The 26,648-nt window shown below is 64.1% G+C and carries 27 protein-coding genes; 8 read left to right on the top strand and 19 right to left on the bottom strand.

Annotation, left to right across the window (positions count from 1 at the left end; all coding sequences use genetic code 11):
* From L867_RS26580 to L867_RS0119625, 5 genes are all read right to left on the bottom strand, one after another.
* On the bottom strand, positions 1 to 2,025 hold a 2,025-nt coding region (locus tag L867_RS26580), incomplete at its 3' end, for a beta strand repeat-containing protein (RefSeq protein ID WP_084638652.1).
* 494 nt (positions 2,026 to 2,519) lie between these two features.
* Entirely contained in the window at positions 2,520 to 2,909 is a 390-nt protein-coding gene (locus L867_RS0119645) for a hypothetical protein (RefSeq protein ID WP_028738447.1), read from the bottom strand.
* A 102-nt stretch (positions 2,910 to 3,011) separates the two neighbouring features.
* The gene (locus tag L867_RS0119640; RefSeq protein WP_169734104.1) at positions 3,012 to 3,869 is read right to left on the bottom strand and encodes a C40 family peptidase; all 858 of its coding nucleotides are present in this window, start codon (positions 3,867 to 3,869) and stop codon (positions 3,012 to 3,014) included.
* Between the two features lie 771 nt (positions 3,870 to 4,640).
* On the bottom strand, positions 4,641 to 4,991 hold the full coding sequence (locus L867_RS0119630) for a MarR family transcriptional regulator (RefSeq protein ID WP_028738445.1): 351 nt from the start codon (positions 4,989 to 4,991) through the stop codon (positions 4,641 to 4,643).
* A 101-nt stretch (positions 4,992 to 5,092) separates the two neighbouring features.
* On the bottom strand, positions 5,093 to 6,484 hold the full coding sequence (locus L867_RS0119625; protein WP_028738444.1) for a leucyl aminopeptidase family protein: 1,392 nt from the start codon (positions 6,482 to 6,484) through the stop codon (positions 5,093 to 5,095).
* Between the two features lie 147 nt (positions 6,485 to 6,631).
* Between L867_RS0119625 and L867_RS0119620 the strand changes: the two genes are divergently transcribed.
* Complete coding sequence (locus tag L867_RS0119620) at positions 6,632 to 7,459, top strand: tetratricopeptide repeat protein (protein ID WP_051439107.1); 828 nt, start codon at positions 6,632 to 6,634, stop codon at positions 7,457 to 7,459.
* Between the two features lie 34 nt (positions 7,460 to 7,493).
* On the opposite strand, the gene L867_RS0119615 is transcribed toward L867_RS0119620, so the two are convergent.
* The 10 genes from L867_RS0119615 to L867_RS0119570 form a co-directional block, all read right to left on the bottom strand.
* The gene (locus tag L867_RS0119615; RefSeq protein WP_028738442.1) at positions 7,494 to 8,138 is read right to left on the bottom strand and encodes a LysE family translocator; all 645 of its coding nucleotides are present in this window, start codon (positions 8,136 to 8,138) and stop codon (positions 7,494 to 7,496) included.
* A gap of 140 nt (positions 8,139 to 8,278) precedes the next feature.
* On the bottom strand, positions 8,279 to 9,265 hold the full coding sequence (locus L867_RS0119610; protein ID WP_028738441.1) for a type II secretion system F family protein: 987 nt from the start codon (positions 9,263 to 9,265) through the stop codon (positions 8,279 to 8,281).
* A 9-nt stretch (positions 9,266 to 9,274) separates the two neighbouring features.
* Positions 9,275 to 10,288, bottom strand: a complete 1,014-nt coding sequence (locus L867_RS0119605; RefSeq protein ID WP_028738440.1) for a type II secretion system F family protein — start codon at positions 10,286 to 10,288, stop codon at positions 9,275 to 9,277.
* A gap of 5 nt (positions 10,289 to 10,293) precedes the next feature.
* Positions 10,294 to 11,790 (bottom strand): CpaF family protein, encoded by a 1,497-nt coding sequence (locus tag L867_RS0119600; RefSeq protein ID WP_028738439.1) that lies wholly within the window; start codon positions 11,788 to 11,790, stop codon positions 10,294 to 10,296.
* Between the two features lie 28 nt (positions 11,791 to 11,818).
* A complete protein-coding gene (locus tag L867_RS0119595; protein WP_028738438.1) occupies positions 11,819 to 13,108 on the bottom strand; it encodes a hypothetical protein in 1,290 nt (429 codons plus the stop codon).
* Positions 13,109 to 13,142: 34 nt separating this feature from the next.
* Positions 13,143 to 13,835, bottom strand: a complete 693-nt coding sequence (locus tag L867_RS0119590) for a CpaD family pilus assembly protein (RefSeq protein ID WP_028738437.1) — start codon at positions 13,833 to 13,835, stop codon at positions 13,143 to 13,145.
* A gap of 62 nt (positions 13,836 to 13,897) precedes the next feature.
* Positions 13,898 to 15,469 (bottom strand): type II and III secretion system protein family protein, encoded by a 1,572-nt coding sequence (locus tag L867_RS0119585; protein ID WP_028738436.1) that lies wholly within the window; start codon positions 15,467 to 15,469, stop codon positions 13,898 to 13,900.
* Between the two features lie 11 nt (positions 15,470 to 15,480).
* Positions 15,481 to 16,290 (bottom strand): Flp pilus assembly protein CpaB, encoded by an 810-nt coding sequence (gene cpaB, locus L867_RS0119580; RefSeq protein ID WP_028738435.1) that lies wholly within the window; start codon positions 16,288 to 16,290, stop codon positions 15,481 to 15,483.
* Positions 16,291 to 16,415: 125 nt separating this feature from the next.
* Positions 16,416 to 16,928, bottom strand: a complete 513-nt coding sequence (locus tag L867_RS0119575) for an A24 family peptidase (RefSeq protein WP_028738434.1) — start codon at positions 16,926 to 16,928, stop codon at positions 16,416 to 16,418.
* A gap of 141 nt (positions 16,929 to 17,069) precedes the next feature.
* Entirely contained in the window at positions 17,070 to 17,246 is a 177-nt protein-coding gene (locus tag L867_RS0119570) for a Flp family type IVb pilin (protein ID WP_028738433.1), read from the bottom strand.
* A gap of 572 nt (positions 17,247 to 17,818) precedes the next feature.
* Between L867_RS0119570 and L867_RS0119565 the strand changes: the two genes are divergently transcribed.
* From L867_RS0119565 to L867_RS0119535, 7 genes are all read left to right on the top strand, one after another.
* Positions 17,819 to 18,229 carry a pilus assembly protein N-terminal domain-containing protein gene (locus L867_RS0119565; RefSeq protein WP_232363975.1) on the top strand — a complete coding sequence of 137 codons (411 nt, stop codon included), beginning with the start codon at positions 17,819 to 17,821 and terminating at the stop codon, positions 18,227 to 18,229.
* Between the two features lie 131 nt (positions 18,230 to 18,360).
* Positions 18,361 to 18,990 carry a TadE/TadG family type IV pilus assembly protein gene (locus L867_RS0119560; RefSeq protein WP_037173981.1) on the top strand — a complete coding sequence of 210 codons (630 nt, stop codon included), beginning with the start codon at positions 18,361 to 18,363 and terminating at the stop codon, positions 18,988 to 18,990.
* A complete protein-coding gene (locus tag L867_RS0119555) occupies positions 18,987 to 19,610 on the top strand; it encodes a TadE/TadG family type IV pilus assembly protein (protein WP_232363974.1) in 624 nt (207 codons plus the stop codon). Before L867_RS0119560 ends, L867_RS0119555 begins: the two co-directional genes overlap by 4 nt.
* Positions 19,611 to 19,768: 158 nt before the next feature.
* Positions 19,769 to 20,989, top strand: a complete 1,221-nt coding sequence (locus L867_RS0119550) for a phosphopentomutase (protein WP_028738429.1) — start codon at positions 19,769 to 19,771, stop codon at positions 20,987 to 20,989.
* Complete coding sequence (locus L867_RS0119545) at positions 20,986 to 21,954, top strand: adenosine deaminase (RefSeq protein WP_028738428.1); 969 nt, start codon at positions 20,986 to 20,988, stop codon at positions 21,952 to 21,954. Before L867_RS0119550 ends, L867_RS0119545 begins: the two co-directional genes overlap by 4 nt.
* A gap of 109 nt (positions 21,955 to 22,063) precedes the next feature.
* Positions 22,064 to 22,693 carry a uracil phosphoribosyltransferase gene (upp, locus tag L867_RS0119540; protein WP_028738427.1) on the top strand — a complete coding sequence of 210 codons (630 nt, stop codon included), beginning with the start codon at positions 22,064 to 22,066 and terminating at the stop codon, positions 22,691 to 22,693.
* Between the two features lie 131 nt (positions 22,694 to 22,824).
* A complete protein-coding gene (locus L867_RS0119535; RefSeq protein WP_028738426.1) occupies positions 22,825 to 23,337 on the top strand; it encodes a TIGR02281 family clan AA aspartic protease in 513 nt (170 codons plus the stop codon).
* A 29-nt stretch (positions 23,338 to 23,366) separates the two neighbouring features.
* On the opposite strand, the gene deoA is transcribed toward L867_RS0119535, so the two are convergent.
* Genes deoA through L867_RS0119515 form a run of 4 tightly spaced genes read right to left on the bottom strand, consistent with a single transcriptional unit; the run spans position 23,367 to position 26,645 of the window.
* Positions 23,367 to 24,677 carry a thymidine phosphorylase gene (gene deoA / locus L867_RS0119530; protein WP_028738425.1) on the bottom strand — a complete coding sequence of 437 codons (1,311 nt, stop codon included), beginning with the start codon at positions 24,675 to 24,677 and terminating at the stop codon, positions 23,367 to 23,369.
* Positions 24,678 to 24,680: 3 nt separating this feature from the next.
* Entirely contained in the window at positions 24,681 to 25,454 is a 774-nt protein-coding gene (gene deoC / locus L867_RS0119525) for a deoxyribose-phosphate aldolase (protein ID WP_028738424.1), read from the bottom strand.
* Positions 25,447 to 26,256: a purine-nucleoside phosphorylase gene (locus L867_RS0119520; protein ID WP_028738423.1), complete on the bottom strand. Its 810-nt coding sequence runs from the start codon at positions 26,254 to 26,256 to the stop codon at positions 25,447 to 25,449. The genes deoC and L867_RS0119520 overlap by 8 nt, the downstream gene beginning before the upstream one ends.
* Positions 26,253 to 26,645 (bottom strand): cytidine deaminase, encoded by a 393-nt coding sequence (locus L867_RS0119515; protein ID WP_028738422.1) that lies wholly within the window; start codon positions 26,643 to 26,645, stop codon positions 26,253 to 26,255. Before L867_RS0119515 ends, L867_RS0119520 begins: the two co-directional genes overlap by 4 nt.
* Between the last annotated feature and the right edge of the window lie 3 nt (positions 26,646 to 26,648).

The following is a 26,648-nucleotide window of genomic DNA, read 5'->3' as shown; positions in this document are numbered from 1 at the left end:
GATGATGCGGTCGCTTGCATCCTGGGCGAGGCCGGTGGTGTTGCGCACGAAGGCCGCGGCCGCGAGCACGCCGACCGCGCCGATCGTGGTGAAAACGCTGTTTTCCAGCGAAATCGTGTCGTCAGCCACCGAAAAGTCGGTGATCGTATCGACATTGGTTGCGGCATTCGGGGTTGATTGGAAGACGAAGGTGTCTGCGCCGGTCCCGCCGGTCAGCGTGTCATTGCCGACATTGCCGAAGAGCCTGTCGACCCCCGCGCCGCCGTTGATGGTGTCGTTGCCGCCTGCGCCATTGAGAATGTTGTTGCCGCTATTGCCGGTCAGCAGGTTGTTGAGCGCATTGCCGACGCCATTGATGTTGCCGACGCCGAGCAAGGTCAGGTTTTCGATATTGTCCCCGAGCGTCCAGTTGACCGCTGCCTGCACGGTGTCGGTCCCCTGGCCCACGGCCTCGGCGACCACATCGGCAACGGAATCGACAATGTAGGTGTCGTTGCCCGCCAGCCCCGTCATGGTGTCGGCACCGCCGCGGCCGTTGAGGATGTTGTTGCCCGAATTGCCGGTCATGATGTTGGCCAGGCCATTGCCGGTGCCGTTGAGATTGCCGGCGCCGAGCAATGTCAGGTTCTCGAAATTGTCGCCGAGGGTCAAGCTGACGGCCGTCTGCACGGTATCTGTGCCGTTGCCGACGGTTTCGACGACGACGTCGGCAAGCGAATCGACGATGTAGGTGTCGTTGCCGGCCAGCCCCGCCATGGTGTCGGCGCCGGCGCGGCCGTTGAGCACATTGTTGCCGCTGTTGCCCGTCAGCAGGTTGCCGAGGCTGTTGCCGGTGGCGTTCAGGTTGGCGGTGCCGAGCAGCGTCAGATTTTCGACATTGTCTCCCAGGGTCAAGCTGACGGCCGCCTGCACCGTGTCTGTCCCGTTGCCGACTGTCTCGACGACCACGTCGCCGGCATTATCGACGATATAGGTGTCGTTGCCGGCGCCCCCTTCCATCCGGTCGGCGCCGGTGCCACCATCCAGCGTATTGTTGCCGGCGTTTCCGGAGAGCGTGTTGTCGAGCCCATTGCCGGTGCCGTCGAGGTTGGCCGCTCCGGTGAGCGTCAGCCGTTCGACATGGTCCGTCAGCGCATAGGAGATTGCCGCGTTGACCGTGTCGTCGCCCTGGCCGTCCGCCTCGATCACCACATCCCCGGCGGCGTCGACGACATAAGTGTCGTCGCCGGTGCCGCCATCCAGCGTGTCGGCGCCCGCCCCGCCATCGAGCGCATCGGCGCCGGCGCCACCGACAAGCGTGTCGGCGCCGCCATTGCCTTCCAGCGTGTCGGCGTCGTCGCCACCGTCAAGTGTCTCGGCGGCATCGCCACCGCGCAGGAGGTCATCGCCGGCGCCGCCCTGCACCTCGCCGGACACCCGGCCCAGACGACCGTCGTAAAGATCGTTTCCGGCGCCCAGCAGGATATCGCCGACCATCAGGCCGCTATTGGTGATCTCGTCTGTACTCGTGGCCGAAGTCGCCCGGAACGATTGCAGGCCCTTGATCAGGCCGCTGTTGACGATAACCAGTGTCTCGCTGCCGACGTGCGCGATGCCGGCATTGCCCGTATTGGTGGTAGAATGGGAAATGATCGATCCGGTATTGGTAATGGTCGAGGTGGTTACGCCTGAAACCGCGTGCAGGATGATGCCGCTCTCGCCGTTGATGGCGCCGGCATTGTTCACCGACGATTGGCCGCCCAGGATCAGGACACCGTCGCCGGTGGTGAAGAGCATGCCGGTGCTGCCGACGATCAGCTGGTTATCGCTGAAGGCACTGGCGTTTGCGCCCATGATCAGTGAGCCGACGGAGCCATAGATCGCGCCCAGCACCTCGATCACATGGCCGGACCCCGTCGCCGTCATGCCGACATTAAAGACGCCGTCCGCAAGGCCGATAACCGCGTTCGCCGTGACTTGGGCATCATCGGTGATGCTGACCGCGCCGGTACCAATAAGAATATCATCGAAAATCTGCGTAGTCATGGCCGGCGCCTCCCGCGCGGAATGCTTACATGGAATGGTTTCAACCATGCCATAACCTTCGCCAAGGTGACAACCATACCTGTTGCTTGAAAAAAAAGCGCCGACAGGATTACCAATCCAGCCAGCTTACGAAGATGCATACTTTCTTATATTGAACCGTGACTTGCCCATGGCCGTGCGCCTGCCGCACCACAGGATCATGGCGGCAACCCGCCGCGCTGGCATTGTCGCGCGTCACAGCAAGAAATCCCCCCTGACGAAATCGATCGTCGCGTCGAAGCCGAATTGATGGCAATACTGTTTTCTATTTTACAAATAATCACTATGTATCAGCTAGTTAACAGCTATATTTGGGTCCTCTTCCGGCACCAAGTTCCCGTTTCAGACCGTGTCTAGCGGTCCGGAAACAAAACAAGAAAGCCCGGTTCGCCGGGCTTTCTTGTTTTGTTTCCGGTGGGGGATCCAGGCCTTCCAACCGTGCAGGCTGGGACCGCTCAGCGGTCGATGATCCGCGGATTGACGCCCGGATACCAGCCGCCGGAGGGATTGGGCGGCTGGCTGCTTTCGTAGACCGCGCCGCCGCGCGTGCAGCGATAGACCCTGACCGGCATGCTGCCGTCGTGAAAGCCGAATTCGTTGCGCGAGCGGACCATGCGGACGACCGTCTCACAGCTGTAGGGGGAGCCGAATTGCAGTTCGCCCTGCGGCTTGACGCCGGGCAGGTCCTGGAAGGTTTCAGGCGGGACGGTGAGCTTCTTCGACGACTTCGTCTCGGCGGCATAACTCGTCGCGGCGGCGAGAAGCACCGCCGAAACGGCGCAGATCGCCATCAGCGCCCTGCCGATACGATTCGCACCCGTGCTGTCCGTCCTTGCTTCGTCCACGGCACCCATCCCTAGCAGATCAAAATCCAGTCCCGGTCCATATGGGGTCGCGGTCGCGGCGATGGAAGTCCTCGCCGGATGCATCGCGCCCCTTGGCGCGCTTCAGGCGACCGGCCGGCGATAGCCGGTCGGCATTTCATAGAGCCAGCCGATGCGCTGGACCGCCGCCTCGAAATCCTCGAGCGCCACGGTCATGGTATGGCCATTGGCATGCAGCAGGGTCCTGTCGTCGGCCATGACGCCGGCATGGCCCTTCCAGAAGACCAGATCGCCGCGCCGCAGCTCCTCGCGGGCGATGACCGCGCCAAGCCCTGCGGCCTGCATGTCGGAATCACGCGGCGCGGCCCGTCCCGTCATCTGCAGCGCCAGCTGGACGAGGCCCGAACAGTCGATGCCGAAGCCGGACCGGCCGCCCCAGAGATAGGGTGTCTCGAGGAAGCGAGCGGCGATCGCCACGAAGTCGTCGGTGGCGTAAGTGCCAAGCGGCAGGCAGTGGCCGGCGACCACCGCGCGGCCGTCGGCCAGCAGGAAGTAGCGGGTGCCGCGGGTCTCGGCCTCGCCGGCAACCGCGATGCGGCTGCCCATGGACAGCGCGGCGGATACCGGAAAGTGCAGGTCGGCGCCCGGGTAGAGGAAGGTGCGCGGCACGATAACGTGATGCGTCGGCCGATCGGCGGTGGTGGCCAGCGCGCTCTCCGGCAGGTAGCCGACATAGCCGTCCGACTTCGCCTGGACCCAGGCCCAGCCGTCGGCGCGGTCGAAAACGGTGACGTCCTCGCCGAACAGGAGTTCGGTGTCGATGCCGCTTGCGGCATCCGGCTTGGGTCGGAGCCCGGTCACCGGGACGGTGATGCGGGCGGGCTCGCCGGAGGCGAAACGGGCGGCGGTCACCTGACCTTGAAGCGCCGTGTCGGCGAGGTCGTCACGATAGGCATGCAGTCTGCGGTCCAGTGCCATGATACTCTCTCAAATGCTGTTCCGGCAGAAGTGCCAAGCGGTCCTGGCGCCGGACATGTGCGGCCCTATGTAGCAAAGGCACCATCATTCAAATAGCAGAAAAGCCCTGATTTTTCACTCCATGCTTTGGGTGGTCCGATGGTTTGGGCATGAGTGCCGACAGAATGAAACGAAGAAATGCGCCCGCAGCGGACTCGCAACCATAGGATTCGCGTGTTATAAATTTCACGCAACCTAAAATGGAGGGCTTGGGGTGGCATACAGAAAGCGGAATGGGAAGGACACGTGGCATTGGTGCAGGAATTGCAGCAACTGGCCAACTACGGATTACAAGGAGCAGCCGTCTAAGCCGGCTGGTGGAGAACTCTGCAACGAGTGCCTTGCGAAAGATAAGGCGGGAACCTGCACAAAGTAGGGATATCATTCGATACCCCACTTCACTGCGAATTCGAAAATTGTTTTATGATCCGAAAAGAAAAGCGACCGCAGCGCATCATAGTACGAGACCCCGCTGCGGTCGGCCATTTCCTCAAAACAATATAGAAAAACTACGCCATCCCGCAGCAGTGGCGGGATTATAGCGCACCATACGTCATCATCGACGTGGTAATTGAACTTGTCTTTCCTGTTGCATGTCTTGCATGTTTGGCGCTGAGAATCCTTGTCAATCACGGGAGCCGTCCTCCCGTAACCTTGGTGCCTTTGCTACATAAGGCCAGACTTGTGTGGAAACGAAACGCCAGGGCCTGTGCCAAGCCGGAGGAAGCCCCTGCCCTAGTAACCCAGTCTGCGGCCCTGATCGATTATCAGGTCGCCGAATTTCTCGAGGAAGAGCGCTCCGCCGACAGTGCGCTTGACGATGACGCTGCGACGATCGCGCTCGTCGCGCACGCGGTCGACCAGGCCCATTTCGCCCATGGTGTCGAGCGCGCGGGTGATCACCGGCTTGGTGACGCCGAGCGTCGCGGCAAGGCCGCGCACGGTGTGCGGCGGCGGCACGAGATAGATCTGCAACAGGATCGCCATCTGCCTGAGCGTCAGGTCGCGCTTGTCCTGCTGCACCTGTTGCAGGGTCACCTTGTGCCACAGGCCCAGAGCCTCGCTGGCGGTCAGTTCAACACTCATGCACCGATCCGGAACGTCGTTGTCACTTCTTCTTTTCCGGCAATCGGCGCGGCATTGCAAGCGCGCCGACCCTGAGGCCGGCGCGCCGCTCGAACCCGGCCTCAGCGCAGATTGGTGCGCAGATAGCGGTAGAGCGCGCGAATGCCCTGGGCCTCGCCGCCGACCGGCGAATGCGGGCGCTCGGAGGGCGACCAGCCGAAGATGTCGAAATGTACCCACCGGGTCGACTTGTCGACGAAACGCTTGAGGAACAAGGCCGCGGTGATCGATCCGGCCATGCCGCCGGCGGGCGCGTTTGTCAGATCGGCGATCTGGGCGCGGATGTTCTTCTCGTAACCCTTGTAGAGCGGCATGCGCCACAAGGGATCGTCGGTTTCCAGGCTCGCATCGATGAGATGATCGGCAAGGTCCTCGTCGTCGGTGAAGAAGGGCGGCAGGTCGGGGCCGAGCGCGACGCGGGCAGCGCCGGTCAGCGTCGCCATGTCGATCAGCAGATCCGGCTTGTCCTCGTCGGCATAGGCAAGCGCGTCGGCCAGGATCAGCCGGCCTTCGGCGTCTGTATTGTCGATCTGCACCGTCAGGCCCTTGCGGCTGCGATAGATGTCGCCCGGGCGGAATGCATTGCCGGCTATGGAGTTCTCGACCGCCGGGACGATGACGCGAAGGTCGATCTTCAGCTTGGCGTCCATGATCATCAGGGCAAGGCCCATGACATTGGCCGCGCCGCCCATGTCCTTCTTCATCAGCAGCATGTTGGCCGACCCCTTGATGTCGAGGCCGCCGGTGTCGAAGCACACGCCCTTGCCGACCAGGGTCACCTTGGGATGGCCCTTCTTGCCCCAGCGCAGCTCAAGCAGGCGCGGCGCCTGGGCGCTGGCCCGCCCGACGGTGTGGACGAGCGGAAAATTGCGCTCAAGGAGGCCATCGCCGACCACGACCGAAACCTCGGCCTTGTAATGATCGGCCAGCGCCCGGAAGGCTTTTTCGAGATCGGCGGGGCCCATATCGTTGGTCGGTGTGTTGATCAGGTCGCGGGCGAGGTAGATGCCGGCGAGCTGCCGCTTGATGTCGGCGGCGTCGGCGTCCTGCGGGATCATCAGCGTCGGTTCGACCGGCTTTTCCGAGCGGTAGCGGCCAAAGCGATAGGCACCGAGGCCATAGCCGAGCAGCAGGCGATTGGCGGTCAGCGGCGCGGTCTCGATGTGCCACTCGCCGGCAGGCAGGCTGCGGGCGAGCTTGCCGGAGAGAAAGGGATTGTCCGAAGGATTGCTGCCGAGGCCGAACAGCGCTCCGCCGAGATGGCCGTCGGCGGTCGGGATCAGAAGCAGGGCGCCGGCATCGGCCTTGAAGCCGGCCTTGCGTGCCCAGTCCAGCGCGATCGGATCGATCGTGCCGGTCTCGATATGGGCCGGGGTCACCGCGAAGACGGGAAGCGTGTGGCCGCCCTTCGTGCTGAAGGGTGTGTGTCTTTCGATATACTGATACGGGACCATGGCCTGCCTTCTGGGGGAGAATCAACTCGGGTTGGCGCTATTAACACTCCGTTAGGGTTAACAGATTATTGCTTGAGTGGAGGTTGCGCCGCCTTCGTCCGCCGGGACGTGGCCGCGGCGCCGGCAAACCGATCCAGGATAAGCGACATGGCTCTTCGGCAGACTTCGACACGTCATCGCATCGGCTTCTTCGGCAGCGTCTGCCTGCTGGTCGCCACGGCGGCACTCGGCGGCTGCTCGACGACGAAGAAGGAACTGACGACGGGTTCGATCCCCAGGCTGTCGAAGCCGGTGGAGACGATGACCGCACCGGAACTGACGCGGGCCGCAGACAGCATCGGCTCTGCCTATGCGCGCAACCCGAAGGACCGCAACAACGGCCTCGCCTACGCAAACATCCTGATGATGACCGGACGCAATACGCAGGCGCTCGCCGTGATGCAGCAGGTCGCGATCGCTCACCCGTCCGACCGCGAAGTGCTTTCCGCCTTCGGCAAGGCGCAGGCGGCGGCCGGCCAGCTGGAACAGGCGCTCGCCACCATCGGCCGGGCGCAGACCCCCGATCGCCCCGACTGGCGTCTCTATTCGGCGGAAGGTGCCGTGCTCGACCAGCTCGGACGTTCGCCGGAGGCCCGCGACCGCTACCGCATGGCGCTGGATCTGAAGCCCAACGATCCGACCATCCTGTCCAATCTCGGCATGTCCTACGTGCTGGGCGGGGATCTGAGAACCGCCGAGACCTATCTCAAGTCTGCCTCGCAGCAGCCCGGCGCCGACAGCCGCGTGCGCCAGAACCTGGCGCTGGTCGTCGGCCTGCAGGGACGCTTCCCCGAGGCCGAGCAGATCGCCCGCCAGGAACTCGACCCGCAGCAGGCCGACGCGAACGTCGCCTATCTGCGCTCGATGATGAGCCAGCAGAATTCCTGGAAGCAGCTGGCCGCCAAGGACAGCAAAACCGACAAGAACACCAACTGAGATCCGGGACGCAAGCCCGGGCGGACGGCTGCCCTCAAACCGGGCGCATCCTGACCGCATCGAGGATCAGCCGCACGCCGAGCCCGACCAGCACCGCGCCGGCAATGCGGTCGACGACGTGCTTTGCCCGGCCATAGGCGGCCCGCGGCCGCTCGGCTGAAAAGACCAAAGCCACCAGCGCATACCATCCCGCCTCGACGGCAAAGACGCCAAGCGGCAGTGCCGTGAACAGCCAGCGCTGCGGCGCTTCCGGCAGGAAGGCGGCGAAGATGCTGCCATAGACCAGCGCGGTCTTCGGATTGCTGAGCTGGGTGGCAAGGCCGGCGGCCAGGCTCTTCCAGGCGGCCGTACCCTGATCCGCGCGCCCTGCCCGCTCCGGCGGCAGGGGCAGGCTCGCGCCGCGCCAGATGCGCACGCCGAGATAGGCGAGATAGGCTCCACCGAACAGCTTGAACAGCAGATAGGCCCATTCGACCCGGACCAGCAGTGCATGAAGGCCGGCCAGGGCCAGAAGGGCGAAGATCGCACCGCCGATCCCCATGCCCAGCGCGGCGGCAAGGCCGGCCCTGCGCGAGCGGATGATCGCGGTGTGGGAGACGAGCACGAAGCTCGGTCCCGGGCTCATGGCGCCGATCAAGACGGTGCCGACGATGCTGAGCAGGATTGCGATGGAAGACATGCGGATCTCCGTTCCCCAGGGCCGCGCGTGGACCGGCGCCCGCCAACGAGCCCTAGCCGGCGGATGCGACGGCCAGGCGCGATTGCCGAGTGTTAGCCGACGAGGTTGCTGGCGGCAATCGGACGCGGACTATGGAATCACTAGAATCGGTCGGAGACCTGGATGCCGGCCGGGCCGAGGATGACCGCGACGAGCACGGGCAGGAAGAACAGGATCATCGGCACGGTGAGCTTCGGCGGCAGGGCGGCGGCCTTCTTCTCGGCCTCGTTCATGCGCTCGTCGCGGCCTTCCTGAGCCAGCACGCGCAGCGCCTGCGAGATCGGCGTGCCGTAACGTTCGGCCTGGATCAGCGCCTGGGTCACGGCCTTGACGCCGTCGAGTTGGGTGCGGTTGCCGAGGTTTTCCAGCGCCGTGCGACGGTCCTGCAGGAAGGAGAGCTCGGCCGTGGTCAGCACCATTTCCTCGGCCAGTTCGGTCGACTGGGTGGCGATTTCCTCGGCCACGCGACGCATGGCAGCCTCGATCGAGATGCCCGATTCGACGCAGATCAGCATGAGGTCGAGCGCATCCGGCCAGGCGCGGCGGATCGAATGCTGGCGCTTCTTCATGCGGTTGGTGACGTAGATGTTGGGCAGGTAGAAGCCGACATAGCCGCCGACGATGGTCACCAAGAGCCTAACGGGGAAGGCCTTTTCCGCCATGTTGCCGAGGCCGAAGATCCACACCGCAGTGAGCGTCAGCGTCAGGAACGGCAGGAGGAAGCGCGCCACGAGGAAGATGTTGAGCGCGTTCTGCGAGCGGAAGCCGGCGGCCTTGAGCTTGTCCATCGTCGCGTCGTCGACCAGCGCCTGGCGCAGGTTGAACTTCTCGACGATCTGGCGGACAGAGCGGTTGTTGCTGGCCCGCAGGCTCGTCTTGCCGTGCGTTCCCTCGGCATTCAGACGGGTCCGCTCGCGGGCGCGGATGAGATCGCGCTCGGTCGAAACGGCCTTCATCCGCTTGTTGAGGTCGCCGCGCTCCATGTAGGGGATGGCGATGGTGTAGAGCGTCGCGAACACCGCGATCGCGACGAGCACGGCGACGACCATGGCGGGGTCGGTCAGTCTTGCGGCCAGCTGCTCCATGATGGTCCCTCCCTAGATGTCGAACTGGATCATGTTGCGCATGACGAGGATGCCAATCGACATCCAGACCCCCGAGGCGCCGAGGATCAGGTGTCCGCGCGGATCGGTGAAGAGGATCATGATGTAGTTCGGCGAGGTCATGTAGACGAGAAACGCCACGATGAACGGCAGCGCGCCGATGATGGCGGCCGAGGCCTTGGCTTCCATCGAGAGCGCCTGGACCTTGGAGCGCATCTTCTTGCGGTCACGCAGAACGCGCGACAGGTTCGACAGCGATTCCGACAGGTTGCCGCCGGCCTGGGCCTGGATGGCGATGACGATGGCAAAGAAGTTCACTTCCGACAGGGGCATGGTCAGCATCATGCGGGTGCAGGCTTCGGGCACGCTGAGGCCGACCTGCTGGGATTCGACGACGCGGCGGAATTCCGACTTGACCGGGTCCTGCCCGTCGGCGGCGATCAGGCGGAGCGCGTCGTTGAGCGGCAGGCCGGAGCGGATCGAGCGCACCATGACGTCGAGCGCATTGGGAAACTCGCCGAGAAACTTCTTCTGCCGCCGTCCGATCAGGAAGCCGAGGATCCAGCGCGGCAGGCCGAAACCGGCGACGAAGGCCATGCCGAACGTCACGAGCAGCGGTATGCCGCCGAGAAAGGCGAACACCAGCACGACCAGACCGAGCGTGACGCTGGCGATGTAGTACTGGCTCGGCGTCGCCGTCAGCCCGGCCTGCACCAGCCGCGACTTCAGGCTGGCGCTGGCGATCTTCTTGGTCTTCTCTTCCTGCTTTCGCTCGATGTCCTTCAGCGAATCCTGCACCGACTTGCGCCGCTTGGAGATTTCCTGCACCCGGTCGCGGGCTGCCTTGACCTTGGCGGTGTCCGTTTCGGCAGCCTTGACCCGGCTGATGCGGCTCGCGGTCTTCTTGTCGACCTCGATACGGGAATACAGGATCCCGTAGGCGATGCCAGCCGTCGCGACGGCCGCAAGGGCGATGATGGCCAACACCAGGGGATCGAAACCGAACATCGCGCCTAGATCTCCTTGTTGTTCTTTTCCATGGCGTCGAGCGCGGCGGCGAGGCGACGCTCTTCGTTGTAGTAACGCGCACGGTCCCAGAAATGCGGCTTGCCGATGCCGGTCGAGACGTGCCGGCCGATGATCTTGCCGTTCATGTCCTCGCCGTCCATCTCGTAGCGCATCAGGTCCTGGGTGACGATGACGTCGCCTTCCATGCCGATCACCTCGGTGATGTGGGTGATGCGGCGCGAACCGTCGCGCAGGCGGGCGGCCTGGATGATGACGTCGATCGAGCCGGAGATGATCTCGCGCACAGTCTTGGCCGGCAGGCTGAAACCGCCCATGGCGATCATCGATTCCATACGGCTGAGGCATTCGCGCGGCGTGTTGGAGTGGATGGTGCCCATCGAGCCGTCATGGCCGGTGTTCATCGCCTGGAGCAGGTCGAAGACCTCCGGTCCGCGCACTTCGCCGACGATGATGCGTTCGGGGCGCATACGCAGGCAGTTCTTGACGAGGTCGCGCATGGTGATCTCGCCCTCGCCTTCGATGTTGGGCGGACGGGTTTCGAGGCGCACCACATGCGGCTGCTGCAGCTGGAGTTCCGCGGTGTCCTCGCAGGTGATGACGCGCTCTTCCTTGTCGATATAGCCGGTCAGGCAGTTGAGAAGCGTCGTCTTACCCGAGCCGGTACCGCCGGAAATGACGATGTTGCAGCGGACGCGGCCGATGATCTGCAGGACCTGCGCGCCCTCCGGCGTGATCGCGCCGAACTTGACCAGCTGGTCGAGGTTGAGCTTGTCCTTCTTGAACTTACGGATGGTGAGCGCCGGGCCGTCGATGGCGAGCGGCGGGGCGATGACGTTGACGCGGCTGCCGTCGGGAAGGCGCGCGTCGCAGATCGGCGAGCTTTCGTCGACGCGGCGGCCGACCTGGCTGACGATGCGCTGGCAGATCGACAGGAGCTGGGAATTGTCGCGGAAGCGGATTTCCGACTCGATCGTCTTGCCGTTGACTTCGATGAAGGTCTGGCCGGCGCCGTTGACCATGATGTCGGCGATGTCGTCGCGCGCCAGCAGCGGCTCGAGCGGACCGTAGCCGAGAACGTCGTTGCAGATGTCCTCGAGCAGTTCCTCCTGCTCGGAGATCGACATCGCGAAGTTCTTGATGGTGATGATGTCGTTGACGATGTCGCGGATTTCCTCGCGCGCGCTTTCGCCGTCGAGCTTGGCGAGCTGCGAAAGGTCGATCGTGTCGATCAGCGCCGAGAAGACCTGGCTCTTCGTATCGTAATAGTCCTGGGTGCGCGGCGGACGCTTGCGCGGCCCGCCGGCAGCGGGTGCCTGAAGCGGCGGCGGGGCCACCTGCTGACGCACCACCGGCTCTTCGCCGACCGGATCGAACGACGGCGCACGCTGCGGCTGAACGGCAGCCGGCGGCGGAGCCGGAGATACCGTTCCGGCCCCCGCCCCACCCTTGCCAAATCCTTCGCTTCCGCGTCTGCCAAACATCACTGATTACCTGTTTCTGTCGAAGACACTATTTCCGGCCGAGCAGTCCCAGCATCTTGCCGAGCCCGCCCTTCTTCGGTTTCTTCACCGTGGCGCGCCCGGTCACCAGATGAGCGATCTGGGCGAAGGTTTCCGCCATCGGCGATTTCGCGTCGATTTCCGAGATCATCCGGCCGCTGTTGGCGGCGTTGCCGAACAGCGCCGCGTCGAAAGGAATGATGGCGGCCGGTTCGATTTCCAGCGGCTCGAAGAAGTCCTGGGGGGCGATTTCCGGACGCTTCGGCATGCCGACCTGGTTGAGCAGCAGGTGCGGCGCCTTGTCGTTCGGCCTCAGCTTCTTCAGCGCGTCGAGCATGTTCTTGGCATTGCGCAGGTTGGCGAGATCCGGCGCGCAGGTGATGACCACCTCGTCGGCCTCGGAGAGCACCGCACGGGTCCAGTCGGACCAGGCATGGGGCACATCGAGAACGGTGACCGGCGCGGACCGCTGAAGCAGTTCCATCAGCGGCTGGAAGGTGCCGCGATCGAAGTCGTAGGGGCGATCGAGCAGCGAGGGAGCCGCGAGCAGAGACAGGTTCTGCGAGCAGGTCGTCAGCAGGCGATCGAGGAAGACCTCGTCCAGCCGGTCCGGCGAGAAGACCGCCTCGGCGATGCCCTGGGCCGGATCCTGGTCGAAGTCGATGTTGGCGGTGCCATAGGCGAGGTCAAGATCGGCGAGGATGGTTTCGGTGGCAAACAGGCTGGAAATGCCGAAGGCGCAGTTGTGGGCGATGGTCGATGAACCGACACCGCCCTTGGCGCCGATGAAAGCGATGGTGCGGCCGAGCGGCTCGGATTCCGGATCGACGAAGATCGCCGATATCGCGGCCATCACCTCGGCCATGCCGATCGGGGCGACGATGTATTCGGAGATACCGTTGCGGATCAGCTCGCGATAGAGCGCGATGTCGTTGTGGCGGCCGATGACGATGACACGCGAGCTCGGATCGCAGACTTCGGCAAGCGGCGCCAGTTCCTGGAGCAGGGTCTGCGGGGTGGCCTCGGTCTCGAGGATGATCAGATTGGGCGTGGGGGTCGAGGAAAACATGGCGGCAGCCGCGGCGATGTTGCCGCCGGTGATCCGCATGCTGACCTTCGCCATGCGCCGGTCCTGGCCGCATTGCTCCATTATCCGCTGCACGCCCTGCGAGACGCAGAAGGCATGCACCGAGATGCGCGGCAGGGGCCGCAGGTTTTCGAGATCGCCGCTGCCCACCCTGCCCTCGGGAGGCATGTCGTCTGCGGACCTCGTGTCGAATTCGTAGTCGATCGCACTCATGCTTTCATCCTGCCTTCGAATGGCGCCGGCCATCCTAGTTCGTCGAGGGATTCTTGCCCGAGCGATAGAGCCCGATGACCGTCGAGCGCCGCGTGGCATCGATGGGTGCCTGGGCGCGCGGGGTTACGAGATCCATCGGGTTGGCGATCTGCGCTGCCAGATTGGCCTGGGTGGCGCAGCCGAAATTCTGCCAGTTCTTGTTGGCGAAGGTATTGTCCTGAAGATCTTCCGGCCAATCGCCGCACTGGTTGGTCACGGCGGTGATCGCCACGTAGCTCAGCCGCACGGGCGCTGCGTCGCCGCTGGCGCCGGCCTGATAGCTCGTCTCAATGATGCGGGGACCGGGAACGCCGCGGCGGACAAGTGTCGCACGGATCTGCTTGCGCATGTGGGCAGCAGCCGCGGAATTGGGCGAGCCCTGGGGGATGAGGATCTGTATCGTGCCGGAAGAGCTCGACATGTAGTCGGCCGCAAAGCCGCCGACCGCATCCGACATGCCGATCGTCAACTCGCGATCGCCCGACGCGACCGGCATGTCCAGCGTGTGCTCGACCTCGGTCAATGTGATCGGGTGGCGCGTGCGATAGTCGTCCGGGATCGAGCCGGTCGTCAGGTCGTCGCGGTTCGTGCCGCACCCCGAGAGGACAGCCGTCGCGCCGAGGATGGTCGCGGCGAGTGCCGCGCGGGCAAAACGCGGCGCGGCGAAAGTCGATCTCTTAACGGGCATGGTGCTGCGGCTTTCGCTGTTGCCGGAAGAGGTCTCGTGCTTTTTCATTCTGGCCTCCCCACTCACTTGTAGATGAACCCGACGGCGCCATGGTAGCGACCAGAGGCATCCGCCTCGCGTCGGCCGTAGACCTTGTTGACCTTGTTCAGGAAGAAGGTCGCCGCGTCGTTTTCGGGATTGAAGTTGTCATCCGGCCGCTGCAGCTGGTTGCGCGCCACCGGCCGCACCAGATAGGGCGTGGCGATGATGACCAGTTCGGTCTCGTTGCGCTGGAAGTCCTTGCTGCGGAAGAGCGTGCCGAGGATCGGCACCTTGGCCAGGCCGGGAACACCGGACATGGCCTGACGAATATTGTCCTGGACGAGACCGGCGATGACGATCGAGCCGCCCGACGGCAGTTCGACGGTGGTCGAGGCTTCGCGCTTGCGGATGGACATGTAGGTCGAGCCGGGAATGCCGTTCGCCGTATTGCCGGTCACGGCCGAACCTTCCCAGGTCGGTTCGGATACATTGGTTTCGATCTTCAGGCTGATGCGGCCCGGGGCCAGCACGACGGGCCGGAAGTTCAGCTCGATGCCGTAGTTGACGGTTTCCGTGGTCCGGGTGACGGACGGCGCTCCGGTGTCGCCGTCGTAGGCAATCTCCTGCTCGGCGGCCAGGCGGAACTCGCCGCCGACATAGAACTTGGCCTGCTCGCCGGAGATCGCGGTGAGGCTCGGCTCGGCCAGCGTGCGCATGACGCCGGCCTGTTCCATGGCGTTGATGTAGCTACTGACCGTATAGCCCGCGATCGAGCCCACCGCGGTGGGCAGGACACCGCCGAGCGCATTGGTGACGCCGACGGAGTTGCCCAAATTGGATGGGTTCTGGAAGGTGATGCCGCTTGAGCCGTCCGAGACGCGGCCGTTGAAGCCGAGCTGCTTCAATACCTGACGGCTCACTTCGGCGACGGTGACCTTGAGCGAGACCTGGTCCTCGCCTTCAATGGTCAACAGATTGACGATCGAGGAGACCTGACGCGTCTCGGCGAAAATCGCGACGTCGCCACCATTGTCGCCACCCGACGCGGTTTCGTTGCGCGTGGTCGCCTCGCCGCCCTTGAGGAAGGCGGAGGCGAGGCTTTCGGCGCGGGCCGCATCCTGGGGCGTGCGCACAGTTCCGGTCAGCACGATGTTGTCGGAGACGATCTCGACGGTGATGTCCGATTCGGGAATGAAGCGGCGGAGATTGGTTTCCAGGCCGGCGATGTCGCGCTCGATCTCGATGTCGAGGCTGACGATTTCCTCGCCGTTCTCGCCGAAGATGAAGATGTTGGTCTGACCGACGGCCTTGCCGAACAGATAGATGCGGCGCGAGGTGCGGGTGACCGCATCGGCCATTTCGGGATCGGCGACGAGAATATCGTGGGCATCCTGCGGCAGGTCGACGACCAGCGCCTTGTTGAGGCCGAGCTTGACGGTGCGGCGGGCGCCGGGACCGGCCTCGGCGATGCGCAGCACGCTCTGGCTTGCCGCCTCGGCAACCGGAATGGTCAGGAAATGCGGCACGTAGCCGCCCGGCATGCCGGAGCAGGCGAGGCCCAGCGCCAGGGTGACGGCGATCGACGAGCGGAATTTCTGTTTCAAGCTGTTCATGACATCCCCACTCATTCCGACTTGGTGTCGGAGGCCTTGACCACCGAACCCGACTTGATGACCTGGATCGTCGGCCCGCCGGTTCCGCCGCTCAGCAGGTAGTCGGCGGCAGACGTATCCTCCTCCTGGGCATCAGCAACCGAGCGCAGTGCCAAGGAAAGGCGTTCCGCCATCTGTTGGGCGACGGTGATGACCTTGGTCTGGTCCGGGGTCAGCTCAAGGGTCGCAGTCGTGCCGACCACCGACTTCTCGCCGTCCGGTTTTTCCTGGATCTGCTGGTCGATCGCGAGCACGCGCACGTTCGAAAGCACGGTCTCGGTCAGATAGTTGTCCTCGGTGCCACGGCGCACCATGATCACATCGACGCGGTCGTTCGGCAGAATGAAACCGCCGGCGCCGGTGGCGACCGAGATTTCGGTGGCCACCGCGCGCTTGCCGGACGGAAGCAGCGACGACATCACACGGCCAGACGAATCAGCGATCTTCTCGCGCCGAACAGGCTCGCCCTCGAACATGGGCAGGCGCACCACGACGCCTGTCAGTTCAGTCATGGCCTGCGGGCGGGTGTTTTCGGTGATGAAACCTTCGACGATGCTGCCTTCGGGCCAGGCCATCCAGCGCATCGACTTGTCGTCAAGCCGGGAGCCGACGGGAAGGTTTGCGGCGGAAACCAGGACGTTGACCGTCGGTTCCTTCTTCATCACCGCCTCGGCCTGTTGCAGCACGACGGATTTCGAGCCGCTGAGCCGCATGGCCAGCAGCCCGGCCATGCCGGCGGCGACAATTGCCACTGCGAGAATGATGATACGCGCGGGTTTCATGATCGTTCCTTGAGGGACACAAAGGTCTGTGCCTCGCAGAATGGTCAGCAATTGGTATAATTATGGTTAATAAGCCGCTTACGATCTTGGTTAACGATCGCTTTCTTTCGACACGACGAAATGCCTCACCGGATGTTCTCGAGTGCCGCGAGCACGAGGGGCGACTGGGGGTAGGTCATCAGGCCGGCAAGGCCAATGCCGATGGCATAGGGCACCTTCTTGGCGCCGAGCAGCGAATGGGGCAGCGGAAGGCCCATGGCGAGCATGGTACTGGAGCGGGCGCGCAACAGCAGGATGGCGATGGTCAGGATGCCGCCGAGATAGGCGACATGGATCAGGAACGACAAGAGCGAGGGGCTGAGACCGTACCAGACGGCAGCCGCGGTCAGCAGCTTGGCGTCGCCGCCGCCCATGACGTTCAGCGCGAAAAGCGAAAAGCCGACGGAAAAGACGATGAGGCCGGCGAGAAGATGCAGGCCGAAGCCGGTCCAGGTGAGGCCGATAAACGGCGCCACGACGAGGAAAGCCGCCAGCAGGATCACCGGGATCCGGTTGGGGATCGTCATTTCGAGAAAATCCGTCAGAGCCGCGAGAACGAGGCACATCGGGAATATGACGAATATCGCGGCTTCAAGCATGGCAATATCCCACACCGACAGGGCTTAATTTTCCGGAAACGCCGGTTCGGAAGAACCGATCAAAGTCACCGGGTCCCCCTATAAAAAAAGTGCCGCCCGTGAGAGCGGCACTTTTGGAAGCCGAAGATCGGCTTGAGTGTATTACGGCTGGTTGTTGTTCAGCTCGGTCGACAGGTTGGTGAAGGTGTCGTTCAGCGAGTTGCCGAGCGTCGAAGCACCGGTGATGAGGGCGACGGAGATGAGAGCGGCGATCAGGCCGTACTCGATTGCGGTTGCGCCGGATTCATCCTTGAAGAAACGTGCAAAAATCTTGGTCATGTTACTCTCCTACTCCACGAAGTTGTTCAGCACTTCCGGCAACTGTTTGCCGTTGCTCGGATGACTGCAAACTACACAGCGGCCATTGCCATCGGCTTAACAAAAAAGGTTAGCGAGTCCTAAAGGCCGGAATGCGCGCAGTGTGGTAAATGAATGGGGAACGGTTCTTGTGACATTTGATCCAATTCTGCACGCGCCTCGCGTCTGTGGAAAATTACAAAGTATTATCAGCATCTTGCCTGCACCGCCGGAAAGCGTGAAGGCATGGGCACGGCCTGCCCCGGCGCAAGTATCGCCGGCCCGCGACCGCCAGCCGGGGTCTTAACGAAGCCTCGGCTGCGCCATTTCGGCACCCGAGGCCGGTCGGGGAGCGCGAAACGCCGAATTGCATCTCTTCGACTGATGAAAAGAAACCGGCGATCCGCCCCCGCCGCCGCCCGCACACGGCAGAAATCGCCTCCCCGTCGCCTTCAGGGCCGTTTCGCCCGGCAACTTAACGGTTCATTCACCATTCCTGCCCATGCTCTGGAGCCAGTCACTATAAGAAGCGGTTCAAAAGGCTGGCAGTTATGTTGTCTCGCAGCACAATCTTCTCGCTTGCCGGCGCCCTGGCGCTGAGCGGCGTTCTTGCCGCAGGTCCGGGCCGAGCCGAGGACGACACCGTCCTGCGCGTCTATATGAACAGTGCGCGCGTGCTCAAGCTCGACCGCCCCGTCAGCAAGGTGATCGTCGGCAATTCCGACGTGGCGGACGCAACGGTCGCCGACGCCAAGACCATTGTGCTTACCGGGCGCGCTTTCGGCACCACCAATCTCGTTCTGCTCGATGCGGACGGCAACGCGATCGTTGACGAGCGCATCCTGGTGTCGATCGACGAGGGCAATACCGTGCGCGTTTTCAAGGCAACGTCTCGAACCGTCCTGTCGTGCTCGCCCAATTGCGAGGAACATGCCGCCACCGGCAGCGCAGCCGCCACGAACTGAGCCGCAACCGGGCTTCGGCGGCTCTTGTCCCAAGCGAGACGGCGGAACCTCGAATTGTAGATATCGCCGAAACGGAAAATCAATACTTCGCTCTTAACGTCGAGCCTTATTCCGGACATCGGATATGAGCGATGAGCGCGAACGTGAAGCACCATGAAGGGCAACCGAAGGCCCGCCGGCAGAAACGCCGCGCCTGGCGTCGTCTCCTGCGCTCCCGCGACGGCGCGGCGGCGATCGAGTTCGCCATCCTCTCGGTCCCATACTTCATCATCGTCTTCGCGATTTTCGAGACTTTCGCAGCCTACACCGCCGAGCAACTGGTGACGAATGCCGTCAATACGATGGCGCGCGAACTGCGCACCGGCAACATCACATTCGCTCTCGGCCGCTCGACGGACATGACGGAGACGGAGTTCCGCACCGCGTTCTGCGAGGAGGTCTCGATCATGATCGCCTGCTCGGCGAGCGAGGCGGACACGCCGGAGAAGCTCTATCTCGACGTCGAAACACTGCCGACCTTCAAGGCGATTGCGGACAAGGCCAGTATCCCGCGCGTCGGCGGCGAGTATTCCGACCTCGACACCTCCGTCTTCCATTTTTCGCCCGGCGGGCCTAACACCATCAACCTGCTGCGCGCCTATTACCGTTGGAACATCACCTTCGACTACCTCCGCGCCATCACGCATATCCGGCCGGATAGCGAAACCCAGCAGTTCCTCATCATCGCGACCACCGCGTTCAGGAGCGAGGACTACCCGTGACGCGTCCCGACACCTTCGACAGAGAGAAAAACGTGCGCCGCGACGGCCGCACGGCCGTTCTCGCGCGCCCGGCCGCGCTGCTGCGCCGGTTCCTGTCCGAGCGGGACGGGGTCGGCGCGGTGGAGTTCGCCCTCCTGGCGCCCGTGCTGATCGTGCTCTACCTCTGCGCCTTCGAACTGATGACGGGGTTCAGCGTCTCGAAAAAGGTTACAATGGCGGCGAGCACGGTCGCCGACCTCGTGAGCCGGACAGACAAGGTTTCCAAGGCCGATCTCCTGGGGATGGTCGATGTCACGAACGCCGTTTTCCCCCCCTACGGCGTCGATAACCTCTCGCTGAACATCACCGGCGTCTCCATCGACAGCGCCAAGCAGGCCAAGGTGGCCTGGTCCTGGTCGAATTCCGGGGCGGCACCCTATGCGGTCGGCGCGACGGTCGCCGTGCCCGACGACATGCTGAGCGAAGAGACCTTCCTTGTCCGGTCCGAACTGAGCGTCGATCACGAGCTGCTGATGTATCTCCCCGCCCTCTCCGGTTCGGCGATCAAGGAAATCACGATCCGGCGCGAGTTCTTCTTCCGGCAGCGCATCAACACCGACATCAGCTGCACCGACTGCTGACCGGCTGCCTTTCCGGCGGCGTTTCCTCGCAGACGCAGAACCCGTTCACAGGCCTGCCCACAGGTTTGCCAAGCCGATCGCTTGGCGCTAAACATGCCGCTTCGACCGCCCGGAAGACAAGGGGCCATGACGGCCAAGTCCCGCGGCGCAGGTGAGCCATGGCACGAGCATTTCTCTTCGTTCTTGATTCCTTCGGCATCGGCGGCGCGCCCGATGCGCCCGCCTATGGCGATGACGGTTCCGACACGTTCGGCCATATCGCCGAGTTCTGCGCAGCAGGTGCGGGCGACCGCAAGGGCCTCCGGTCCGGTCCGCTTTCGCTTCCCAACATGTCGGCGCTCGGGCTGATCGCCATCGCCAAGCTCGCGACAGGCCGCGCGCCGGCCGGCATGCCGCTGCCCGAGCGGGTTTTCGGCCTGCACGGCGCGGCAAACGAGGTCTCGCACGGCAAGGACACGCCGTCCGGCCACTGGGAGATGGCCGGCACGCCGGTGATGTTCGACTGGGGTTACTTCCCCGCCGAGGGAGAGGCCTTCTCTCCCGAATTGGTCGAGGCGATCTGCCGCGAGGCGGAGCTTCCCGGCATTCTCGGCAATTGCCACGCGTCGGGCACCGAGATCATCGCCAGGTTCGGCGAGGAGCATATCCGCACCGGCAAGCCGATCTGCTACACATCCTCGGATTCGGTCTTCCAGATCGCCGCCCACGAGACGCATTTCGGCCTCGAACGCTTGCTGAAGCTCTGTCAGATCGTGCGTAAGCTGATCGATCCGCTCAATATCGGCCGCGTCATCGCACGCCCCTTCGTCGGCGAGGCGCCCGCCACCTTCCAGCGCACCGGCAACCGCCGCGACTATTCCGTGCTGCCGCCGGAGCCGACATTGCTCGATCGCCTCGTCGAGGCCGGCCGCACGGTGCATGGCGTCGGCAAGATCGGTGATATCTTCGCCCACCAGGGCGTGTCCCGCGTCATCAAGGCGAACGGCAACATGGCGCTGATGGATGCGACGCTTAAGGTCATGGACGAAGCGGCGGACGGCGATCTGGTGTTCAGCAATTTCGTCGATTTCGACATGCTCTACGGCCACCGCCGCGACGTGCCGGGCTATGCCGCGGCGCTCGAGGCCTTCGACCGGCGGCTGCCCGAGGTGCATCGCAAGCTCAAGCCCGGCGACATGGTGCTGATGACCGCCGACCACGGTTGCGACCCGACCTGGCGCGGCACGGACCATACGCGCGAGCGCGTGCCGATCATGGCCTTCGGCCCCGGCATCAAGTCGCGCATGATCGGCATCCGCAACACCTATGCCGATATCGGCGAGACGGTCGCCGCCCATCTCGGCATTCCGGCCGGGCCGCACGGACGGAGCTTCCTTTGACGGCACATCTGAAAAAGGCTGAACTCCACTGCCACGTGGAGGGGGCTGCACCGCCAGCGCTGACGATGGCGCAGGCTGAGAAATACGGCGTGGCAACCGACGGCTTCGTCCAGGACGGCGCCTATGTGTGGAGCGACTTCACGAGTTTCATCGCCTGCTATGATTTCGTCGCTTCGGTCTTTCGCACGGCCGAGGACTATGCGGCGCTGGCCGAGGCCTATCTTCTCGAGCTTGCGGCTGCGAACACGATCTATAGCGAGCTATTCATTTCACCGGACCATGGCGAGGCCGTCGGCCTTTCGCCCGACGACTATGTCGGCGGACTTGCGGCCGGCATTCTGTCGGCCCGGGAAAAGACCGGCATCGAATGCCGCATGGTGATCATCGGCGAACGGCATCTGGGACCGGAGAACGTGCTGGCCCGCGCCAAATGGGCGGCCAGGTTCGACCATCCGCTGGTCACCGGTTTCAACATGGCCGGCGAGGAGCGGATGAACCGCGTGGCCGACTATGCGCCGGCCTTCGACATCGTGCGCGGGGCGGGCCTCGGCCTCACCATCCATGCCGGCGAGTTGTGCGGCGCCTTTTCCGTCGCCGATGCGCTGGATCTGGTGAAGCCGAGCCGGATCGGCCACGGCGTGCGGGCGATCGAGGATGCGGATCTGGTGAAGCGCCTGGCCGATCTCGGCACGGTGCTGGAGGTCTGCCCGGGATCGAACATCGCGCTCAAGGTCTTTCCCGACTATGCCAGCCATCCGCTCCGGCGCTTTGTCGAGGCCGGGGTGCGCGTCACGCTCAATTCCGACGATCCGCCGTTCTTCCACACGTCGCTTGCCGCCGAGTACGAGACGGCGTCGAAGGTGATGGGCTTCTCCGACGCAGAGATTGACGCGATGACCAGGACGGCGATCGAGGCGGCCTTCGTCGACGAACCGACCCGGAAGGCGCTGCTTGACCGTCTTTGAGCGGCCGCGCCTGGGGATGAGCGGGCAAATTTCATCGACGCCCTTGCGGGCGCCCGAGGGAATGTGGAAAACATTTCCTATCACAAAAGAAGAATAGAAGGGCCCGACCATGGACGGCGTCACAGTCATCAACCACCCGCTGGTTCAGCACAAGCTCACCATCATGCGCCGCAAGGAGACCTCGACCTCGAGCTTCCGCCGGCTGCTGAGGGAAATCTCCACGCTGCTCTGCTACGAGGTGACGCGTGACCTCGAACTGACCATGGAGACCATCGAGACGCCGCTGACGACCATGCAGTCGCCGGTGCTCGAGGGCAAGAAGCTGGTCTTCGCCTCGATCCTGCGCGCCGGCAACGGCCTTCTGGAAGGCATGCTGGAACTGGTTCCCGCCGCCCGCGTCTCGCATATCGGCGTCTACCGCGATCACGAAACGCTGCAGCCGGTCGAATACTACTTCAAGGCGCCCGATGCGCTGGACGAGCGCCTGATTATCGTCGTCGACCCGATGCTCGCCACCGGCAATTCGTCGATCGCGGCGGTCGACAAGTTGAAGGAGCGCGGCGCGAAGAACATCCGCTTTCTCTGCCTGCTCGCGGCCCCGGAAGGCATCAAGCATTTCCGCGAGGCGCATCCGGACGTGCCGGTCTTCACCGCGGCGATCGACAGCCATCTCAACGAGAAGGGCTATATCATGCCCGGTCTCGGCGATGCGGGCGACCGCATGTACGGGACGAAATGAAACCTTAACCAGTTTGCCGAGATCACGGTCCGGAACGGCAGTTCCGGACCGTTTTCGTTTGCGCTTTAGCGGCTTTTCAACCGGGATGGGCTAACAGACCCCAAGAGGCTGAGACAGGCGGGAGACATGCCATGCTGATGCGCGCAATCGGGCTGGTTTTCGTGGCGGCGGTGCTGGCAACGCAGGTGCCGGGTGCGTTCGAGGCTTGGCAGAAGCCCGTCTCCGGCGGCGGCGGTGGGACACCGACCTCGACGCCGGTGGCGGTCGTGCCCATTGGAACCACGATCCTGGAAGCCGACGCGACCGGCCACTATCGCGGCACATTCAAGCTCAACGGCAAAGCGACCGAGGCCATGGTCGATACCGGGGCCTCGCTTGTGGCGATCAACGAGACGACCGCACGGCGCATCGGGGTCAGCATCGCCTCGCTCGACTTCAAATATCCGATCAGCACGGCCAACGGCGAGACCCGCGCCGCGCATATCCGCCTGCAGCGCGTCGAGATCGGTTCGGTCCGGGTCGAGGACGTCGATGCCTTCGTGCTGCGCGACAAGGCGCTGTCCGGCACGTTGATCGGGGTCAGCTTCCTCAAGCGCCTCGGCAGCTATTCCGCCGAGGGCAACCGGTTGCGACTGGAACGCTAAGGGCCGCGAAGCCGCCCTCGCCTCGACGTTCAGCTGATGCGTTTGCCGATGACAGGACGCAGAGCCGGCTTCTCGTCGGCAATGCCATAGCTTGCCATCACCATCTGCGCGGCGCGCTCTCCGCTGTCGCGATCATTGGCATGCACGGTGGCGATCAGATCGCCCCTCTCCACGGCCGTACCGAGCGGCATGAGACCGGTCAGGCCGACACGATGGTCGATGGAATCCGTCGGACGCTGACGCCCGCCGCCAAGCGCGACGACGCAGAGACCGAGGCCGCGGGTATCAGCCGAGGCTAGATAGCCGTCGGACTTGGCAAGCACCGGAATTTCGATCGCCGCCTTCTGCAGGTAACGATCCGCGCGGTCCATGAAGTCGACAGGGCCGCCGAGCGTATGCACCATGCGGCCGAACAGCTCAGCCGCCTTGCCGGAAGCGAGCACGTCACGGCACCGGGCCAGGCCGGTCCCGATATCGGCGACGGTACCGGCATTCACCAGCATTTCCGCCCCGAGCGCCAGCGTCACCTCCTCGAGCCGGGTGCCGGCCTTGGCGCCACGGAGGAAATCGACTGCGTTCTGCACTTCGACGGCATTGCCCGCCGCATCGGCAAGCGGTTCGTTCATGTCGGTCAGGAGCGCCGTGGTGCGCACGCCGGCGCCATTGGCAACAGCGACCAGCGAGCGGGCCAGCGCCTCGGCATCCTCGGCCCTGGCCATGAAGGCCCCATTGCCGACCTTGACGTCGAGAACCAGGCTTTCCAGCCCTGCGGCGAGCTTCTTCGACAGGATGGAGGCGGTGATCAGCGGAATGGATTCGACGGTCGCGGTGACGTCACGGATGGCGTAGAGGCGCTTGTCGGCCGGGGCGAGGTCGCCCGTCTGGCCGATGATGGCGCAGCCGACCTCATCGACCACCCGGCGGAAGGTCGCCGCATCGGGCATGACATCGTATCCGGGGATCGACTGAAGCTTGTCGAGCGTGCCGCCGGTATGGCCGAGGCCGCGGCCGGAGATCATCGGCACGGCGAGCCCGCAGGCCGCGACGATCGGCGCCAGCATCAGCGAGACATTGTCGCCGACGCCGCCGGTCGAATGCTTGTCGGCGATCGGCTTGCCGACGCCTGCCCAGGACAGGACCTCGCCGGAATCGCGCATGGCAATCGTCAGCGCGACGATTTCCTCCGGCGTCATGCCCTGGAAGAACACTGCCATGGCAAAGGCAGCGACCTGCCCTTCGGATATGGTTTCCTGGCTCAGTCCCTCGACGAAAGCGGCGATCTCGGCTGCGGTGAGCACGCCGCCGTCACGCTTGCGACGGATGATTTCCTGGGGAAGCATGGATCAGTATCCCGTATTGTCGGCGGTCGAACGGCCACCGCCGAGCACCGTGAGAATATCGTCGAGCAGCCCGGAAGCGCCGAAGCGGAAGGTGGACGGCATGACCCAGTCCTCGCCCAGGATGGTATCGGCAAGCCGCAGATAGAGGCCCGCATCGGCGACCGTCGAGATGCCGCCGGCCGGCTTGAAACCAACTTTCCGGCGACTGTCGCGGATGGCCTGGAGCATGATGTCGGCCGCTTCGAGCGTCGCATTGACGGCGACCTTGCCGGTGGAGGTCTTGATGAAGTCGGCACCGGCGGCGATCGCCAGTTCCGAGGCGCGGCGGATGAGGCCGGTATCCCTGATCTCGCCGGTTTCGAGAATGGTCTTCAGCAGGACAGGCTCCGGACACGCGGCGCGCACCGCCTCGACCATGGACGTCACGGCCGCTTCGTCGCCGGCCAGGAGAGCCCGGTAGGGGATGACCAGATCGATCTCGTCGGCGCCGTCGGCGATGGCTTCGCGGGTCTCGGCCAGCACGTCCTCGAGCTTCAGGTCGCCGGAGGGGAAATTGACCACGGTTGCGATGCGGACCGGGCTTTCCGGCCCGAGCAGCGTGCGGGCGCGGGCGATGAACCGCGGCCAGATGCAGATGGCAGCGGTATGGCCGTAGGGCGTTACCGCCCTGGCGCACAGCGCGTCGATCTGCTGCGGCGTGCAATCGTCCTTGAGATTGGTGAGATCGACCAGGGCCAGCGCCCGGGTCGCGGTTGCCCGCGCTTCGTGACTATCCAAGGTCCGTCCCTCCGCCTGCTATCATCCTCTTGAGGATGGCGGCCAATCGCTTGCCGCCGATGGGAGCCATGTCCTTGGTCTCGGCATGACTGAGTTCTGCCCCGGTCATTCCCGCCCCGTAATTGGTAATAACCGATGCGGCCGCGACGCGCAGCCCGAAAAAGCGTGCGAGGATGACTTCGGGCACCGTCGACATGCCGACGGCATCGGCGCCGAGGATGCGGGCCATGCGGATTTCGGCCGGCGTTTCGAAGCTCGGGCCGGAGAACCACATATAGACACCGGAGGACAGCGGTATGCCCTCCTCCTCCGCGGCGCGCTGCATGGCGACCGTGAGATCGGCGTCATAGGCGGAGGTCATGCCGACGAAACGGCTGTCGCTTCCCTCGCCGATCAGCGGGTTGACGCCGGAAAAATTGATGTGATCGCTGATCTGCATGACCGAGCCCGGCGGCAGATCCTCGCGCAGCGAACCGGCGGAGTTGGTGAGGATCAGCGACTGCACGCCGAGCCCCCGCAGCACCTCGATCGGTACCCGCATGGCGTTCGCGTCGCCGTGCTCATAGTAGTGGATGCGGCCCGCCAGCATGATTACCGGCTCGCGGTCGAGATAACCCGCGACCAGTTCGCCGGCATGGCCGGACACGCCGCTCTCCGGAAAGCCGGGCAGATCATGGTAGGAGACGCGGATCGGATCGCGGATCTCCTCCACAAGCGAGCCGAGGCCCGATCCAAGAACGATGCCGTAGCGCGGCAGAAGGCCGTCCAGCCGGTCGACGAGGAAGTTGATCGCCTCCCTCATCCGAGGATATCCGTCTTGAAGGAGAAGGGCAGGAGTTCGTCCATGGTCATCGTCTTCTGCAAGCCGACCTCGTCGCACAGATAGATCTTCGTGCCTGCCTCGGCGAATTCGGCGATCTTCTGGCGGCAGCCGCCGCAGGGCGGGCAGAGCGCCATCTTCTCAGCGATGACCGCCATCTCGACGATCTTCGTGGCCCCACCCATGATCATGCAGCCGATCGCCGTCGGTTCGGCGCACCAGCCCTGCGGGAAGGAGAGGTTCTCGATGTTGGCACCGGTGTAGATCCGGCCATCGTCGGCGCGGATCGCCGCCCCGACGGGGAATTTCGAATAGGGCGCATGGGCGAAGCGCATGGCGTCGCGCGCGGCCTCGAACAGGTCATGGGACATGGA

The organism is Paenirhizobium selenitireducens ATCC BAA-1503 (genome assembly GCF_000518785.1).
GTDB classification, from domain to species: domain Bacteria; phylum Pseudomonadota; class Alphaproteobacteria; order Rhizobiales; family Rhizobiaceae; genus Allorhizobium; species Allorhizobium selenitireducens.
This window is presented reverse-complemented; position numbering and strand designations above follow the sequence as displayed.